Raw genomic sequence first — 17,163 nt, forward strand, 5'->3', positions numbered from 1 at the left:
ATAATGACGACACATAAATACTCAATTTTAGCCCTAGCCTGCTTAAGCGCATTCAATGCAACCGCCAACGATTTAGATTCAGTTGAACGTATTACCGTTTACGACAAACAAAACCATGTAGTACTTGAATCTGGCCTTGCCACTAAATCAAATATGACCCTAATGGAAACGCCAGCCCCGGTTGTAGTTGTTGATCAAGAGCTTATCAACTCGCAAGGCGCAACAAACTTACAAGACTTAGTGCGTAACATCAGTGGTGTAACCCAAGCCGGTAACAACTACGGTATTGGCGATAACTTAGTGATCCGCGGTTTAGGTGCAAACTATACTTACGATGGCATGTACGGCGGTGCAGGCCTAGGTAACACCTTTAACCCAACACGCTCAATGACCAACGTTGAATCTGTTGAAGTACTAAAAGGCCCTGCTACAGGCTTATATGGTATGGGTAGCGCAGGTGGTGTTATCAACCTAATCGAAAAGAAACCACAATTTACTGAAAAACACACAGTTAATGCCGAGCTTGGTCAATGGGATAGCTACTCATTAGGCTTTGATAGCACAGCAGCATTAACCGACAACATTGCTTATCGCGTTAACGCAAAAACCGCTCGCAGCGATGGTTACCGCGACTTAAAAGACGACCGTGATGAAATTTATGGCGCCTTAAAATACGTATTAAGCGACAAACAAGACATCATGATTTCGGCCGCTTATATCAAAGATGCCATTGCCGTTGATTCAATTGGCCACCCTATTCGTATTTTTAACAGCGACTCAGTGAATGGCAAAACCGCAGGTGAAGTAACCGCTGCCGATTTAATTAACGATGCAACGGCACAAGGGCTGCAACTAACTGAACAGCAACGCCAGCAATTAGCAGATTCACTGGCAGCAAATGATGGCCTAACACCTTACACTTTTGGTCATAACGGTATTATCTCGCCAATGGCGAATGATAACGAAGGCGAAGAACTACGCTTTAAGTTAACCCATAACTACTTCATTACTGATAATTTATTTTTAAATCAGCAACTACAATACCGTAATTACGAATCAAGCTTTGCCCGCCAAACGGGTGCTTATAACTATGTTTATTGGAACCGCAGAGGCGTGATCAATGCTGATCCGCGCGCTCCTTTAGTGGTTGATGACGTACTTTACCCATTTGCTGCTCGTCGCCAAGAGTACCGCCAAGTAGAAGCTGACGAAAAATCATGGCAATACTTTGCTGATCTGCGTTATGACTTTAGCTTTGCCGGAATCGATAACGAGCTACTTGTAAACGCCAACTACGAAGACCGAGATATTCGTTTTAAACAATACTCAATTTACGATGCCGACAAGGTCATTAAAAACAAAGATGGAGAGGTTATTTACCAAGGTCAATTACCTTACATTTTTGATATTCGCAACCCGAACTGGGGCGAAGGTAGCTTTTACGACTACGATCCGCTAAAAACCAGCGATTACAACAAAAAAGTTCAAGCTTGGGGTGTAGGTATTCAACATGTTGCCTATATTCACGACACTTTCACAACCCGTGTAGGCGTTGCCTTTAACCGTATTAAACAAAGCTACGAACACTTTGGTGTTGATGCGCGCTACCGTGCTAGTGCCGCCGAGCCAACACCAGAAGCAGATACATCAGACAGCGGTATGACCTACAACCTAGGTGCAACTTACAAACTTAGCGATGATATTTCGTTCTTTGTAAACCACTCTAAAGGTCGAACTGCCTACAGCGTACTTGGTAGCGTGTCGGGTAACGAAGCAGACCGCGATGACGCCGAGTCAGTCAGTAACGACATTGGTATGCGTGTAAAAGCGTTTGACGATCAACTACTAGCATCACTTGTGGTATTTGATAGTGCTCGTACAAACCTTGAGTATGCCAACCCAGATTACGAAGCCGGTGTATCTGATGCCTCAGTACCAAAAAGCTTTTACGATGGTGAAGAGCAAACCAAAGGTGTTGAACTTGATTTAAATGCCGATTTAAACGAGCAGTGGAAACTTAACGTAAACGCGGTTTATCAAGACGCCCGCGATAAGAAAAACCCTAACTCATCATCTTTCGATACTCGCCAAAAAGGTGTGCCTTATGTAACAGCAAGCAGCTGGTTAAGCTATGACGCTAAATGGTTTGATTTAGCCGAGCCACTGACAATTAGCGCAGGCGTGCAATATGTTGATGACCGCAGCACAAACTCAACCTCGTTTGGTATTCCTGATGGCTACGTACCGAGTTACACGGTTTACGACGCCGCAATTCAATACCAAACAGATGATTGGAAACTACAGTTAAACTTAAATAACTTGTTTAACAAAACCTATTACTCAAAAGCAATGTTCTTAGGCGGTATGCCAGGTGAAGAGCGTAATGCTAAATTAACCTTTAGCTACACACTTTAATTGTGAATTGATAGCAAAAAGCGCGGCTTAGTTGGGTCGCGCTTTTTTGTTTGGATTTTTGATATTAAACATAAGATGATAGATTTTAAATGACAGATAATTTTGCAGGGATTTTGTGAATTTTAAGACAATTTTTCTAGTTACAACGCTAGTTTCATTTAAAGGAATTACAATGGAAAACACATACTTCACATGGGCGGAGTTCTCTAAAAATTATAACGATGAAATTAATAGTGCAGATTCTGTTTATTTCAGCATGGAGTCGAATGGCTTAACAACGTATTCAATGCTTGCTTTCGATTTTCATTTTCTTTCTGATAGTAAAGCCAAATTAAATAATTTGGCTGAACTTCTGAAAAATAGTTACGGATATAAAGTTTTAGAGCCAGTTAATACCGAAAATGGTGTATGGCATTTATCAGGAAAAACGAGTCCCTTTCCTGTAACTGCAGATAACTTGGTGTATTGGACATTAGATATGTACAAAAGAGGATACGAGTTTGATGCGAAATTTGATGGGTTTGGAGCGCCATTCGATAAAAACAATCAATTTTTTCCGCCATTTGAGGCAACAACAGCAGACGAATTTTTTAACAAAGGTTTTGATTACTATAATCAAGGCAATCTTTCTGCTGCCATTGCGCAATGGACAAATACACTTAAAGTGAATAGCAAAGACGTAGACGCTCTTTATTCGAGAGCGATAGCAAAGAATGAATTATATGCTTCTAATGCTGCAATGATTGATTATGATAAAGCGATAGAGATTGCACCAAACTTTTCTAGCGCATTATTAAATAGAGGAGCGTTAAAAGATGACAACGGCGATCATCTGGGGGCAATTGCTGATTATGGTTCTGTAATTGAAATTATCCCGAAGGATGAAATTACATTGCAGCGCGCTTACGCTAATATGGCAAACTCTTTCAAAGCTTTAGGCGATTTAAAAGCCGCTTGTCAGAATTGGAAAAAAGCAAAAGAGCTTGGTGCAGATTACGTTAATGCACTACTAGCGGAATACTGCAAGAGTTAGATAGGCTATTACAGTCTGTACTGTAACTTCGATGAGAGTTGATAGGATAACAGCCAAACTTTAGCTATACATGTTATGAAATACCAAAAGGTCTGCCATTGAAATACTACAATTCGACAATTATAAAGACTGCAGCAAAAGCATCGTTCTTTTATATCTCTTGGCTAGTTGCATTAATCGGTATTCCAATAGTGTTTTTTAGGGATGGACTTGATCTCATTGAAAAAGCCTTATTATTCACAGGGTTTCTGTTATTTTTCTGGTTGATGTATTTGCTTTTATGTATTTCATTTCATCGATTTAGTATGCGAAATGAACAAAGTCGTATCAGCTATTTAGCTAAAGAGGATATTGAAAAGGGTAAAGAACTAGGTACATATTTGGATGGTTGGTAAGCATTCAAGTTTTATAAATTTGAGTATGTATAGTCTCATTTATAAATTAACCCGACAGGTTAGATAGTTTCTAACTGGTGTAGCATTTATATGCTTGAAACGAGTATCGTCGAATTTAAAAAGAAATTCCTTTTCAATTTCAAGATTAGCACCCGCTTTAGCCTATTGTGATTGTTTAAAACAAAGAATGAGTAATATGAGCTTTTATTGGATTATTAATTTTCGTCATTCAACTCAAAATCCAATCTGACTTGCATTTCCTTTTGAGCAACTGGAACACCATTTACAACTTTAGGTTTGAATTTCCATTTCTCCAAGGCAATAACAGCTTCTTTATCAAAAACGATAGACGGATTTGACTCAAGAACTTTGATATTAATTGGGCTTCCATTGCTATCAATATCGAACGAAAGCAAAACCCAGCCTTTTGGAACAGGTTCCACATCAGAAGAAGCACACCCCGATAAAGCATAGATAAGACAAATCAATATTAACTTTTTAATTTTGAACATCCTTTTGACAGTAAACGACCCATTTAGGTTGTAAGTAATACAACGGGATCTTACGCTCTAATAATTAAGCACATAATCAACGTTTGATAAATTGCTTATTAATCCCACCAAACTGCTACTGGTCGGGTTTCAGCGGGTATTTCATAAGCCTCGTAATCTTGATTAACAAAGCCCTCCCAAATTTCGTCGGGTTTTAAGTGTTCAGGGAAACATGAACCTATCTCAGATTCAGAAGCAGAGGTCATTATGTACACTGTATCCGAAAATGGCCAATCTGGATCATCAAAAGCAGACACTTGGATTCTAATATCCTTTACATCAGGTCGGTTGATAATAGCCTTTAATACTTTGAAAAATTCATTGGGATGCGGAATATCAATTAAATTGCATCCTATGCTTCCTACTACATCGTTTCCCTCGAAAAACTCATCAATTGAAAGTAATGGTCTTGGTGTCTCCGGGTCATCTGGATGACCGTTGCGACATACTCTTTCAGTGATTCTTTCTAGTGCTTCCATGGATAACTCTCTCCTAATTAATAAATTTATAGTTCGCTGACACTGTTGAACACAATGAAAACAGCAAACTGTTAATTTACGCACTTTACTGTCTTGTTATATACCCTTTACTTACCTGTTCTTATTTGAGGGAGTTGTATTTGCAATATAACAAATGCAGGAATTAATGGTAAAAAAGCCAACCAAGATAATGGATTAACAACCCAAAACCAGATGAACCAAGTTTCTGCGATAATTAAAAGAAGTAATTTATTAACGCGCTTGAAAAGAATGCAGTCACCGATAGCTAATAAAGGTAAACCAAAACATAACGAGCCAAATAAGACTATAAATGGGTGCGGAGCCTCAATTTGAATGTTTTTTATCACAGAAAAGTAAAATTCGCTCCCATAGCTAGACAATAATGGGCTCATTAGTAAAAACACCCAAACTGCGCTCCAGCTACCATTACGCTGATGCTTAGAGTGGATTTTATTTTTTTCTTGAAGCTTGCTCAATGCATCCATTTAACTCAGGCTCTCTCTAGGTAGATAACGAAAAACTATGTGTTGTTGTGCTTGGTTAAAATTAGTCACGAGAGCGCATGCCAAGGTTTTGCGTCCCAACGAGCGGTAGCGAGTACAATAACCTGTTTGTTATAAGGCACTACTAACTACCAGACAAATCACAATAAAGAGGATTACCACGAAAGCTAGCTTTAGATCTGACTTCGCTTTTTTAATATACGGGTCTAGTTCTGGTCGATAAATGCTATAATTATCTGGTTTTCCGAAAATCAAACCCCAAAACTGGTCAAAGTATTTCAATTGGTTCTCGATTTGCTTAACAAGTTCCTCTTCTCCAAGAGCTTTATTAAACAACTGACCTAAACTTATACTAGCCCTTATCCAAAGTCCAAATCCAATGCTAAAAAATAGAAAGAAAAGAATAATTTCCAAATCATTGTTCCTTATAGCACCCTAGTAAGGAGCTGAAAATTCTTGGCTAAAAATCAGCGACGAAGGAGCACAAGCCAAGCTTTAGACGTCCACTCATTGATGCGCTTGCTATGTACTCTCAACTAACCAGTTACAACTCTATGTTTTTGTTTCACTGGTTCGGTTGGTGACCACCCCATTTCTTTAGCAACCAACTTGGCAAGTAACCTGATTTCATCCCAATTTGGATCTTCAAATAGAGCACTATTTTCAAGGTACATTGCTGAGAATTGCTTACCTGAATGTTGAATAATGAAAACTTCTAACGCTTCAATAGATGCAGCTTGTTTGGGTGTTAAGTCGCTAATTTTCAAGTTGCCTAAGCATTCACCAAACTCAAGAACCAACTCATCACCAATAGCCGCGAAACTTGGATATAGTGCCTTTTGGGCTTTTGCTGATGCAGCAAGTGCCATAATCGAATTTTTTAGGTTATCCATATTTCTACCGAAGCACATAAGGCCTTAATAAACAGCTTAAAAAGTTGACTATAATTTATGATGAACGAACAAAGCCAGCTGTTTTTAGTCCGTGCTTACAACTTTTTATATAACCTTTAATACTTTGCTTTTCATTACTACTTTTATTTGACAGTTTAAAGTCATTTACTGAAGCACTGAAAATTAGCTGAGCCTGTAAAACACCGTTTTCGATTAAGTAATTAGATACGACAGTTGTTCTATCAGCAGCTAAAGAGATTGAACTTACTCCATTGGATTCAGTTTCACTGGCAACTCCCTTTATATGCAAAACTACTGAAGGAAATTTCTTTAAGAACTTTACATGCTCATCCAGTTTCAATTGGTTTGATGCATTTAGGTCTGAATACCCAACCTCAAACTCTATAACTCTCATTTCTTCAGGCTCAATCGAGAGCTTTCCAGAAACAGATTCCGCACTTAGCCGAGTCGAAACAAATAATAGAGTGAATATAAATAAAATCTTAAATTTCACATCAACTCCTTGGGCTTACATAACATGTTTATAGCGAGCGATTGGGTCATTTCCTGACTATGCAGTAATAAACTTTGACGAAATAGAAATACAATTGTGAACGGCCGAAGTTCGCTCTTTTGAGAAATTCGCCTAAACACGTATTAAGGCAATAACGAGTTACTGTACCCTGCTTTTTAGCATATGAAAACTGTCAGATTCAATTGAGTCACTCAACCAAACCTGACAGCATTAACTGACTCAGCTTAAAGCGTCATTACGATTCGGCCTGTGATATCGCCTTTTAGCATGTCGTCAAAAATATCGTTGATATCTTCTAAGCGTTTTTCTTCAATAATGGCTTTAACCTTACCTTTGGCTGCAAAGTCGAGGCATTCTTGTAAGTCTTTACGCGTTCCAACGATAGAGCCTACAACAGACACACCATTTAATACGGTATCAAAAATTGGCAGTGGCATATCTTCGGGTGGTAAACCTACAAGCACACATTTACCGCCACGGCGTACGCTTTTATAAGCTTGCTCAAAACCGGGTTTTGAAACGGCAGTACACACAACACCATGTGCGCCGCCCACTTGTTCAAAAATGGTTTCTGAAGGCACTTGCTTCATAAAATCTATGGTGATGTCTGCGCCAAGCTCTTTGGCTAGTGCCAACTTGCTCTCACCGGTATCAACGGCAATTACATTAAAACCCATTGCTTTTGCGTATTGCACTGCTAAGTGGCCAAGGCCGCCAACACCGACAATTGCAACCCAGTCGCCCGCTTTTGCATCAGTCACTTTAAGCGCTTTATAGGTTGTAACCCCCGCACAAAACAAAGGTGCGGCTTCTGCAAAGCCTAATCCTTCAGGAATTTTAACCACGTAATCGCCATGAGCTACACAGTACTCGGCGTAACCACCATCAACTGAATACCCAGTGTTGTGCTGCTCAAGGCATAAGGTTTCTTTACCTTCTAAACAAAACTCACAGTGACCACATGCGCTATATAACCAAGGAACACCGACACGGTCGCCTACTGATAAGTGTTTAATGTTTGCGCCTACTTTTTCGATAGTACCTACCCCTTCATGGCCCGGTACTAATGGCATTTTTGGTTTAACTGGCCAATCTCCATGACAAGCATGTAAATCTGTGTGGCACACTCCACACGCGGCAATTTTAACTAGCACATCGTTAATTCCCACCTCTGGGCATGGGATATCTTCGATAGTTAATTTACCTTTGTACTCTTTATTTACTGCAGCTTTCATAACCTTCCTCCATGGTATTAATTGCGATTCAGCCTATACGATAAACTCATTAACTGTCACTATTATTGATCCACATCAAATAGCTAACCACTGCGGCATTTAATTAAACTATTATTTAAATTCAATAACTTAAATTTAAATAATGGCGTATCTACACTTTAGTAGTAGCAGATTGCATAGTGGCTATTTCTTTTAGTTATACCCCGAGCGTGCTAGCATTTAATTTCTGAAATTTTTGAATACTAAAAATTATGAGCCTATCTGAAAAAAACTTAGCTTTTGTTATGCACTGCGGTGAAATGGGTAGCCGTTGGGGCTTTAACCGCACCATTGGTCAAATGTGTGGATTATTAACCATTACTAAAGAGCCTATGACCGCCAATGAAATTGCCGATACCTTAAGTATCTCGCGCGGAAACGTAAGTATGGGCATTAAAGAGCTACAGTCTTGGCGCTTAATTAAAGTGCATCATATTCCGGGTGACCGTAAAGAATACTACGGCCCTGCTGGCAGCATTTGGGATATGGCCAACCGCGTATTCGAAGAGCGTAAAAAACGCGAGATAGACCCAACCCTAAGCCTGCTTCGCGATAACATTTTAGAAGAAGCCCACACAGATGATGAGCGCTTTGCTCAGCAGCAAATGCAAGAAATTCACGACCTACTCGAAACCGTAACCAAATGGTCAGCAGAGCTACAACGCTTAAGCCCTGAACAACTTCAAAGCCTAATGAAACTAGGTTCTGGTATTGGCAAGGTGCTTGATTTTAAAGATAAGATTTTGAAAAAGCCGGGGAAAGGGGAATAAGTTAACGAGTTGCTAGGGGAAAGTTTGTAGGAGGCGTTTCAACGCCGAACAAGTAGCTAAAAATAAGGATAATCATGTGAATAAGCTTCTTTTGATAATCAGTATTGTATTAATTTTGGCAGGCATACTTCTATTCTTATATGACTTTTTACCTGTCGGGGTTGCTAACAAAGAAGACTCTTATTTAAAAATAGTGTCGAGTAATACCTTTTCGATTTTAAACTATAGACTGCATTTATTGAGTACGGGTGTTGGGCTCTTAATACTATACAAACTTAAATTATTTTAGCTTTTAAAAGGTCACTATGACTGCCAAACCAATTTTAGAAAAACACTTTTATCATGATGGCAGAGGACCTGAACTACAAAAGGTTATTTGGCAAAGAAATGGTAAAGACCTTTTAGGCTTTGAGTACTTCAATCCTGATGATGAATATTCATTAGCTAACCTTAAGCATATAAGATTAGATAACGTAAAAGCATATTCAATGGCAACGGATGATGTTCATGACTGTATTCTAGCGAATACAAAGTGTGTGGCAGCCATATTTGAAGTGCTTAATTCGAATTGGCTACTATCATTCAATCAAGACAAAATCGCTGGGTGTAAGCATTTTCAAATAATGTTTTATGATGAGATTTATGACGTTGTTTGTAAAAGTGTAATCACAGGAAAAGGAAATCTGGCGTTTTAACGCCGAACATGTAGCAGCGATTTCATATCGCGTCCCATAGCCTAAATCCTAGAGCCTAGTGTTTTCTATCGTAGGCGTGAAACTTGTTTCGCGCGCTCTCTTGTAGGTCATGCTTTAGCGCGATTGAGGGGGAAGTTAGCAAGTTACAAGAGTAAAGTTTGTAGGAGGCGTTTTAACGCCGAATATTTAAAGATTCACGGCTGAAACCGTTCCTACATGATTCATCGTAGGCATGAAACTTGTTTCACGCGCACTCTTGTAGGTCGTGCTTTAGCACGTTTTGATTGGATAATCATAATTACACTTACCTTTGCTATACTAATGACTAAACGTTTATTTACGTTCTGACTTAAATGGATCTTAGGCTATGTATAAACAGACAGAAATAAATTACTCGTTAATTATTATTTTATTAGTAATTAGTGCCTTTATAATTTTCTCGCCTGAACTGGCTGACCTCAAAATAATTATATTATCGATAAACCTGCTTGTTACTTTGCTGTTCTTTTCGCTCACAATAGTCATCGATGAGCAAACGCTTCGTTGGTATTTTGGGTTTGGGATTATTAGCAAAGATGTTGAATTATCTCAGATTGCACAGACCTCAGCTTACAAAACAAAGTGGTATCAAGGGATTGGCATTCGTATGCTAAATGATGGCTGGTTATACAATGCGTCAGTTGGACAAGCCGTTAAAATAACTTTAACTGACGGAAAAAACATATACCTTGGCTGTAAAGACGCTGGTGCACTGCAACAAGCACTCAAAGTAAAGGTTTAAAAATTGTATCGAGGGGAAAGTTTGCGAGTTTGTAGGAGGCTTTTCAACGCCGAGTATTTGAGATTCACGGCTGAAGCCGTTCCTACAAAAAATGTTCAAGATTGTGTCGCCATAAATGACGACCTACATCAATACAATCTCTCGGCGTAGGAGGCGTTTTAACGCCGAATAAGTTAGCAAGTTGCTCGGGTAAAACTTGTAGCTTTACCCTTGGACCTTGCTAACTTTTATTAATCAATTACTTAATCGCTGGGTAACCGATGCGATCTGATAAGTAACCTACACTGGTTGCAAAGTAATACGAGCGATTCCAGTGCATAAGTGCTTTGTAGTTATCGTAGGCTAGATACATACGGCCGTTTACGTCATCTGGCATTACCATTGCGGCGGTAACATCAACGTTTGGTAGGTCGCTGCCATCCATTTTACGAACACCGATTGCTTGCCAATCAGCAAGGCTGCGCTCTGAATCTTTCCAATACTCTAACCATTGGCTGCGTGTTCTAGTGCCACGCTTAAGAATATTTGAGTTATCAAAGCCTTCAGGTAGTTTAACTTGGCGACCCCAGGTTAAATCATCGTTCCAACCTGCTTGCTTAAGGTAGTTAGCAATTGAGGCAAAGGCGTCTTCTTCTGTGGTCCAAATGTCTTTGCGGCCATCACCGTTGTAATCAACAGCGTAAGCGTTAAATGAGGTTGGCATAAACTGCGTTTGCCCCATTGCACCAGCCCATGAGCCTTTGAACTTATCTAGGGTAATATGACCCTCTTTTAAGATATCAAGCGCTGCCCAAAGTTGGTTTTTGTACATGGTTTCGCGGCGACCATCAAAAGCAAGTGTAACTAATGATGCAATTACACTGTGACCACCTTGGATTTTACCGAAGTTACTTTCAAGGCCCCAAAGTGCCACAATAAAACGTGCTTGAACGCCGTATTCTTTAGCGACTTTTTCAAGAACCTCTTGGTTTTCTTTGTATAGCTTACGCGCGCGGTCAATTTTCCATTGCGGCACACGTTTTGGTAAATAAGTTTCGAGGGTTTCTTTTACTTCTGGCTGATTTTTATCAGCTGAGATCACTTTCTTTTTAAATTTAGCTGTTGCAAGTGCTTGATCAACTAAGGCTTCATCATAGCCTTTTTCAAGTGCTTCTTTTTTTAATGCTGCAACGTAAACGTCAAAATCAGCTTGTGTCTTTTGTTCTGCCAATACTGAAGTACTTAGTGAAGCACTGAGTAAAATGACGGCAAGTTTTTTAATCACTCTCAACTCCCTTGTCTTTTTTAAATTGGGTTAACAGATTTTCTTCCGGCGGAGGTAATTGCAAGTAGAACCCTTGGTCAATTAACGCTTGCTTAACCGCGTCTAAGTCTGCCACACCTAACTTTTCGCGGCTTGCTAGATTAATCATCATCACGTACTTAGGTTGACCAAACGTTTCTAGTAATGGTTCAGGTACGCGTGAGAAATCATCTCTTTTTTCTACAAAAAGGTATGTATCCGCTTTTTTAATACTTTTATACACCGCAGTTAGCATTATGGCCCTATAATATCTTGCTTAACGAAGGCGCACACTATAACATGAGTGATATAATAAGTTAGAAAAAATAGATTAGATTTTTACTGTATATGCCTTGTTCAGCCTGTGTTTATACTTAAATGATGCTAATCCAGACAATTCAATTGAGCGTGTATGTCGGAACAAATTTTTGAATTAAAAGGGAACCTTTTTACGTTATCTGTTTTACATTTATTTTCAGCAGATACAGCCCTTTTAAGTAAGCAGTTAGATGAGAAAATCGCCCAAGCACCTAAGTTCTTTGCCGGTGCGCCTATCGTAATCAACTTAAGCGACGTACAAGATGAAGCGCTTGATTTCTCTTTCTTAAAATCAATGTTAAGCGGCCTTTCGTTAAACCCTGTTGGGGTTTGTAATGGCTCTCAAGAGCAAAACGAAAGCGCAAAAGCTGCGGGCCTGTCGGTGTTAAATTATTCACAAGACGTTAAGGGTGCAACCGCTAAACAACAAACAAATACATCTATCGTTGAAAAAACCGTTCACCTGCCTGCGCAAGTTATTCATGGCACTGTACGTTCGGGCCAGCAAGTGTATGCAAAAGACCGCGACCTAATCGTAATTGGTGCTGTAAGTCATGGCGCCGAAGTGATTAGCGATGGCAACGTGCACATTTATGGCACCCTTCGCGGCCGTGCAATTGCAGGGGCTAAAGGTTACAACGAAGCAAATATATTTTGCCAGAAATTAGAAGCAGAACTTGTTTCAATTAATGGTAGTTATTGGATCAGCGACTCTCTACAAGGTGAACACTGGGGCAGCGCAGTACAAATCCAACAAAAAAATGATTCATTAGAAATTTCAGCTTTGGTTAAAGGATAAATCTCATGGCAAAAGTGATTGTCGTTACTTCTGGTAAAGGTGGTGTTGGTAAAACTACATCGAGTGCTGCGATTGGCACAGGTTTAGCGCTTAAGGGCTTTAAAACCGTTATTATCGACTTTGATATTGGTCTACGAAATCTTGACCTTATCATGGGTTGTGAACGCCGTGTTGTTTATGATTTTGTAAACGTAATCAATGGCGAAGCTAACTTAAATCAAGCACTTATTAAAGATAAGCGCGTTGATAAGCTACATATTTTACCTGCCTCACAAACCCGTGATAAAGACGCCCTAACCCGTGACGGTGTTGAGCGCGTACTAAACGAGCTGAAAAAAGATTTTGATTACATTGTGTGTGATTCTCCAGCGGGTATCGAAGCTGGTGCAATGATGGCAATGTACTTCGCTGATGAAGCGATTGTAACAACGAACCCAGAAGTATCATCAGTACGTGACTCTGACCGTATTCTTGGCATTTTACACAGCAAATCAAAACGTGCTGAAGAAGGCCTTGAAAGCGTAAAAGAACATCTACTACTAACTCGCTATAATCCTGAGCGTGTTGAAAAAGGCGAAATGCTTTCGGTAGAAGACGTACAAGAAATCTTAGCGATTAAACTACTGGGCGTTATTCCTGAATCACAAGCTGTACTTAGTGCATCGAACTCTGGTCAACCGGTTATCCTTGATGGTGAATCGGATGCAGGCCAAGCATATACAGATGCAATAAATCGTTTATTAGGCGAAACTGTTGATTTTCGTTTCTTAGACGTAGAGAAAAAAGGCTTATTTAAACGGATTTTTGGAGGTTAATGTGTCTTTACTTGACTACTTCCGCTCAGAAAAGAAAAGCAGTGCGTCATTAGCAAAAGAGCGATTGCAGATCATTGTCGCGCACGAACGTTCACAGCGTGGTACACCAGATTACTTACCACAGCTAAAACAAGACATCCTTGATGTTATTCGTAAATATGTGAATGTAAACACTGATGCAGTTCAGGTGCAGTTTGACCAAAACGAAGATGACTTAGCCGTACTTGAGCTAAACGTCACCTTACCTGACGAAGAAAAGAAATAGTCAAAATTGGGCGCTTAGTTTTTTAACAGCGCCCTTTTTTATTTCTGCCACTGCATATGAAACTCATAGTCGTCTTCGCCTAGAGTTTTAAACCCTGCCCGTTGATATAGCCCATAAGCTGGGTTCGCTTTTAGCACCGTTAAATTAATCTCTGCTGCTTGCGCTTTAAGTGTATCTAACACCTTAGTGCCCAACCCTTTACCCTGCTCTTTAGGTGCAATTTGTAGCTGTAATAAACTGATTGCTTGCTCACTCACGATGAACTTGGCAGCGCCTACACATTGCCCATCATTTAACACTAAATGACTATGCTCAAAGTGCTCAGCCACTCGTGCTTGATGCTGCTCAAGTGATAAAAACAACCCTTGATTCTCTAAATGCTCAACCATGGTATTTAATCTTAAGTCGAGTAAATAGGCTTTGTCTTGCTCTGTAGCTGCTACAAATTTAATCATTATTGTCTTAAAAAAGAAAAAGGTACTTAAATAAAAGTACCTTTTTAGGTTGCAACAAACAACATGCCTATAGTTAAAAGTTATAATTTGCGCCTAGGTAAAAACGGCGGCCCGAATATTGGTTATAGGTAAAGCGATTACTTTGTTTCCAATAACCTTCTTCTATTTCTTCTGTTAGGTTCACTACTGACGCGGTAAACGAAAGATCCTCTGTTAAGTTATACGAGGCATTCACATCTAGCTGACCATAGTCTTTGGTATATAAGTTGTAGCCTTGGTGAATACCGTTGGCACGGTCATCTTTCCAGTTATATGACGCACGAACACTAAAGCCGTCATTCTCAAAATACACCGACACATTATATTGGTGCTTAGCGGTGCCTGGTATTTCGGCCTCTGTTTTTTGTCCGTCTGTCGAGACTTCGCTGGTGCTGGTATCTGTGTAGGTATAGTTAGTTAAAATACCAAAACCATTATCAAATGAGTGCTGGAAGAAAAGCTCCAAACCTTCTGATTTTGCATCACCCCCACCCACTTTGGTATTCATTTCGACTTCGATTGGGCCGTTACAACAATCGTGTTCTCGCTCTACAATTTCTACGGTCGAGATTGGTAAGTTTGAAATATCTTTAGAAAATAAAGTCGCACCCAGTGCTGAGCCATCGCCGTAATACCATTCAATACCTAAATCGAATTGGTCAGATAACATAGGTTCAAGGCCTGTGTTTACCGAGGTACCATTACCACGGCCTGTCCATGAATCAGGCGAGTTAATATTAACTGGAGGACCGTAAGACTCTGCTTGGCTTAAGTCTGAATAGCTCACTCTTGCCATGGTGCGTGCTGCGGCAAAGCGCACCACAAGATCTTCGGTTGCATCCCATGCAAGGTTAAAGCTTGGTAGTACTTCACTGCCATTGCTACTGCGCTCGTTTGGATCGGTGTCGTCATCATCTTGGCCAATGACATCATCGTAGGTCAAGGTGCTTAGCTCTGTATTCACATAACGCACACCGACATTACCGCGGAAATCTTGCCACTCAAAATCAGCTTGAGTGTAAACAGACCAAATTTTCTCTTCAAGGGCGTACGTGCCCGAAAGTGTTGGCACTACAGTCTGGCTAAAGTTTTCTTTTAAGTAATCATCCAGCGCTCTAAAATCAAACGCTAAAAAGTTAAATGCGCCTGTATCACCCGCGCTGTTATCAACTACATGGTCGCTTACCAATGTTGGCGCATCTGGGTGAAAATCTGGATTATGGAACCACTCAGTCCCTGGTAAGTAACCGCGGTAGCCACCGTTGTCAGCAATGCCGTCATCCCAACGAAAGTCGTTACGAATGCCTTTAATTTCGTGGTCGCGGTATTTAGCACCTACATACACACGGGTGAAAAAGTTGCCATCAAGGTCAAATTTTACATCTGTTTGAATGTAATCTTCTGAGTCTTCATTTTCAGATGAGTAAGAGTCAAACCAATCATAATATTGATATGCTTCTTTATCGGTGGCTAAATCAGTCGACACTTCGTAGCTTGGCTTTCCGTTTTCAATTGACCATAACCAGCTGTTTACTGAGCCTAAACGCGCATCAATATTAGCGTAGGTTTCTTTTGAAGTACCGCCTTCAGCTTCGGTATGACCCAGCTTTAATGTAACACTGTAAGTATCACCATAATAAGTGCCTTCAAAATCATAGGTATTTGATTTTGATTCGCCAAAACGCTCACGCCCTGTTAACTGCGGTGATAACAAACCACGGCGAACAGCCACACCACCATTTACATCGGCATCACCCCAGTTATTATCATTGAGTAAACCATTATCGCCATTACCGTAGGCAACCACAGTATCGCCATCAAGCACAATGCCGTAATACGGGTTGTGGTTATCGTTCCACTCGGCAAAAGTAATGCTTTGCCCTGTTTGGTCGTAGCCTAACTTAGCACCAAAATAGTTAAAATTTAAATCAAGTCTGTCACTCGGTGCCCACTGCACAGCTACTTGATAACCATCGCGTGTACGGTCTTGGTTTGAGTTATTAACACTCATCGCACGCGGTGCCCACACATTGTTGTACACTTCGCCAGTGGCTTGGTCTACCAGCGCGGGGCGCTCTGCGCCTTCAACGGTATCTGAGTGAAAACGCCAGTGTGATGCGTTGTTAGTGATGGTTGTTACGGTGCGATCTTGACGAGTAAAACCGGCCAGTACACCAAAGTTTTCGTCTTCATTTTTCCATGAATACAGCACGTTAACTTGCGGCTTTGTGTCCTCAGACACATCATCGTAAGTCACCTCGGCACTTAACGCCCCTGAATTTGCTTCCATCTCAAGCGGTTTACGGGTGTGTAAAATAACCGTACCACCAATACCGCCTTCATCGATGCGTGCTTCTGCACTTTTGTACACTTCTACACTTTTGATCATGCTTGAAGGCAATAACGTGTAATTAAAACTACGGGTAGGAGTACCAGAACCTGATGAAGCAATATAGTTACCGTTTAATTGGGTGAGAGTCCAATCTGGTGACGTACCACGAATACTCACGCGGCTACCTTCACCACCGTCGCGGTCAATCAAAACGCCCGATACACGTTGCAATGAATCAGCGACGTTTTTATCAGGAAACTTACCAATATCCTCTGCGGTGATTGCATCAACTGTCGCTGTTGAAAGTCGTTTTATTGCTAAGTTTTCTGCAGTTGAAGAACGAATACCCCGTACTTCAATCACTTCTACATCTTCATTTGCTTGCTCTGCTGCGTAACTTGTATTGATTGCCGCCAGTAGCGAAATCAAAATTGCATTACGCTTAAAATGCCTTCCTTGCCCTTTTGTTTTTATTACAGTTTGCTTGCCCATGCCTATCTCCAGTTGTGTGTT

20 protein-coding genes are annotated in these 17,163 nt (G+C 40.3%); 9 read left to right on the plus strand and 11 right to left on the minus strand.

Annotation, left to right across the window (positions count from 1 at the left end):
* Window positions 1-3: 3 nt before the first annotated feature.
* From AADY36_RS19475 to AADY36_RS19485, 3 genes are all read left to right on the plus strand, one after another.
* A complete protein-coding gene (locus AADY36_RS19475) occupies window positions 4-2,415 on the plus strand; it encodes a TonB-dependent receptor (RefSeq protein WP_342409536.1) in 2,412 nt (803 codons plus the stop codon).
* Window positions 2,416-2,587: 172 nt separating this feature from the next.
* Window positions 2,588-3,448 carry a ribonuclease E inhibitor RraB gene (locus AADY36_RS19480; protein WP_342409537.1) on the plus strand — a complete coding sequence of 287 codons (861 nt, stop codon included), beginning with the start codon at window positions 2,588-2,590 and terminating at the stop codon, window positions 3,446-3,448.
* A 98-nt stretch (window positions 3,449-3,546) separates the two neighbouring features.
* A complete protein-coding gene (locus AADY36_RS19485; protein ID WP_063529932.1) occupies window positions 3,547-3,843 on the plus strand; it encodes a hypothetical protein in 297 nt (98 codons plus the stop codon).
* A gap of 215 nt (window positions 3,844-4,058) precedes the next feature.
* Here AADY36_RS19485 and AADY36_RS19490 read toward each other — a convergent pair whose 3' ends face one another.
* The 7 genes from AADY36_RS19490 to adhP all read right to left on the minus strand — a co-directional run bounded on the left by AADY36_RS19490 (window position 4,059) and on the right by adhP (window position 8,060).
* Complete coding sequence (locus tag AADY36_RS19490) at window positions 4,059-4,355, minus strand: energy transducer TonB (RefSeq protein ID WP_055021624.1); 297 nt, start codon at window positions 4,353-4,355, stop codon at window positions 4,059-4,061.
* A 98-nt stretch (window positions 4,356-4,453) separates the two neighbouring features.
* A complete protein-coding gene (locus tag AADY36_RS19495; RefSeq protein WP_055021623.1) occupies window positions 4,454-4,873 on the minus strand; it encodes a hypothetical protein in 420 nt (139 codons plus the stop codon).
* Window positions 4,874-4,980: 107 nt separating this feature from the next.
* Complete coding sequence (locus AADY36_RS19500) at window positions 4,981-5,379, minus strand: hypothetical protein (protein ID WP_055021622.1); 399 nt, start codon at window positions 5,377-5,379, stop codon at window positions 4,981-4,983.
* Window positions 5,380-5,508: 129 nt separating this feature from the next.
* Window positions 5,509-5,811: a hypothetical protein gene (locus tag AADY36_RS19505; RefSeq protein ID WP_239964254.1), complete on the minus strand. Its 303-nt coding sequence runs from the start codon at window positions 5,809-5,811 to the stop codon at window positions 5,509-5,511.
* Window positions 5,812-5,933: 122 nt separating this feature from the next.
* Window positions 5,934-6,290, minus strand: a complete 357-nt coding sequence (locus tag AADY36_RS19510; RefSeq protein ID WP_239964255.1) for a hypothetical protein — start codon at window positions 6,288-6,290, stop codon at window positions 5,934-5,936.
* 55 nt (window positions 6,291-6,345) lie between these two features.
* Entirely contained in the window at window positions 6,346-6,804 is a 459-nt protein-coding gene (locus AADY36_RS19515; protein WP_239964256.1) for an OmpA family protein, read from the minus strand.
* A gap of 245 nt (window positions 6,805-7,049) precedes the next feature.
* Window positions 7,050-8,060: an alcohol dehydrogenase AdhP gene (adhP, locus tag AADY36_RS19520; protein WP_054563854.1), complete on the minus strand. Its 1,011-nt coding sequence runs from the start codon at window positions 8,058-8,060 to the stop codon at window positions 7,050-7,052.
* A gap of 251 nt (window positions 8,061-8,311) precedes the next feature.
* Between adhP and AADY36_RS19525 the strand changes: the two genes are divergently transcribed.
* The 3 genes from AADY36_RS19525 (at window position 8,312) to AADY36_RS19535 (ending at window position 10,345) form a co-directional block, all read left to right on the plus strand.
* The gene (locus AADY36_RS19525) at window positions 8,312-8,869 is read left to right on the plus strand and encodes a GbsR/MarR family transcriptional regulator (RefSeq protein ID WP_055021667.1); all 558 of its coding nucleotides are present in this window, start codon (window positions 8,312-8,314) and stop codon (window positions 8,867-8,869) included.
* A 305-nt stretch (window positions 8,870-9,174) separates the two neighbouring features.
* Window positions 9,175-9,564 carry a hypothetical protein gene (locus AADY36_RS19530; protein ID WP_342409538.1) on the plus strand — a complete coding sequence of 130 codons (390 nt, stop codon included), beginning with the start codon at window positions 9,175-9,177 and terminating at the stop codon, window positions 9,562-9,564.
* A gap of 367 nt (window positions 9,565-9,931) precedes the next feature.
* Window positions 9,932-10,345: a hypothetical protein gene (locus AADY36_RS19535; RefSeq protein ID WP_342409539.1), complete on the plus strand. Its 414-nt coding sequence runs from the start codon at window positions 9,932-9,934 to the stop codon at window positions 10,343-10,345.
* Between the two features lie 238 nt (window positions 10,346-10,583).
* On the opposite strand, the gene AADY36_RS19540 is transcribed toward AADY36_RS19535, so the two are convergent.
* Window positions 10,584-11,609, minus strand: coding sequence for a lytic murein transglycosylase (locus AADY36_RS19540; protein ID WP_062565624.1), 1,026 nt, complete (start codon window positions 11,607-11,609; stop codon window positions 10,584-10,586).
* A complete protein-coding gene (locus AADY36_RS19545) occupies window positions 11,602-11,883 on the minus strand; it encodes a YcgL domain-containing protein (RefSeq protein WP_054552050.1) in 282 nt (93 codons plus the stop codon). Before AADY36_RS19545 ends, AADY36_RS19540 begins: the two co-directional genes overlap by 8 nt.
* A gap of 156 nt (window positions 11,884-12,039) precedes the next feature.
* On the opposite strand from AADY36_RS19545, the gene minC reads away from it, so the two are divergent.
* From minC to minE, 3 genes are read left to right on the plus strand one after another with little or no spacing between them, the layout of a single operon-like run.
* Window positions 12,040-12,744, plus strand: a complete 705-nt coding sequence (minC, locus tag AADY36_RS19550; protein WP_054552049.1) for a septum site-determining protein MinC — start codon at window positions 12,040-12,042, stop codon at window positions 12,742-12,744.
* 5 nt (window positions 12,745-12,749) lie between these two features.
* A complete protein-coding gene (gene minD, locus AADY36_RS19555; RefSeq protein WP_054552048.1) occupies window positions 12,750-13,559 on the plus strand; it encodes a septum site-determining protein MinD in 810 nt (269 codons plus the stop codon).
* A gap of 1 nt (window position 13,560) precedes the next feature.
* A complete protein-coding gene (minE, locus tag AADY36_RS19560; RefSeq protein WP_054552047.1) occupies window positions 13,561-13,824 on the plus strand; it encodes a cell division topological specificity factor MinE in 264 nt (87 codons plus the stop codon).
* Between the two features lie 38 nt (window positions 13,825-13,862).
* Here the strand turns inward: minE and AADY36_RS19565 are convergent, their stop codons facing one another.
* On the minus strand, window positions 13,863-14,279 hold the full coding sequence (locus AADY36_RS19565) for a GNAT family N-acetyltransferase (RefSeq protein WP_342409540.1): 417 nt from the start codon (window positions 14,277-14,279) through the stop codon (window positions 13,863-13,865).
* A gap of 73 nt (window positions 14,280-14,352) precedes the next feature.
* Window positions 14,353-17,142, minus strand: coding sequence for a TonB-dependent receptor (locus AADY36_RS19570; RefSeq protein WP_342409541.1), 2,790 nt, complete (start codon window positions 17,140-17,142; stop codon window positions 14,353-14,355).
* Window positions 17,143-17,163: the final 21 nt, after the last annotated feature.

Origin of the sequence: Pseudoalteromonas sp. D15MCD-2, assembly GCF_038562745.1 — a bacterium.
Taxonomy (GTDB): domain Bacteria; phylum Pseudomonadota; class Gammaproteobacteria; order Enterobacterales; family Alteromonadaceae; genus Pseudoalteromonas.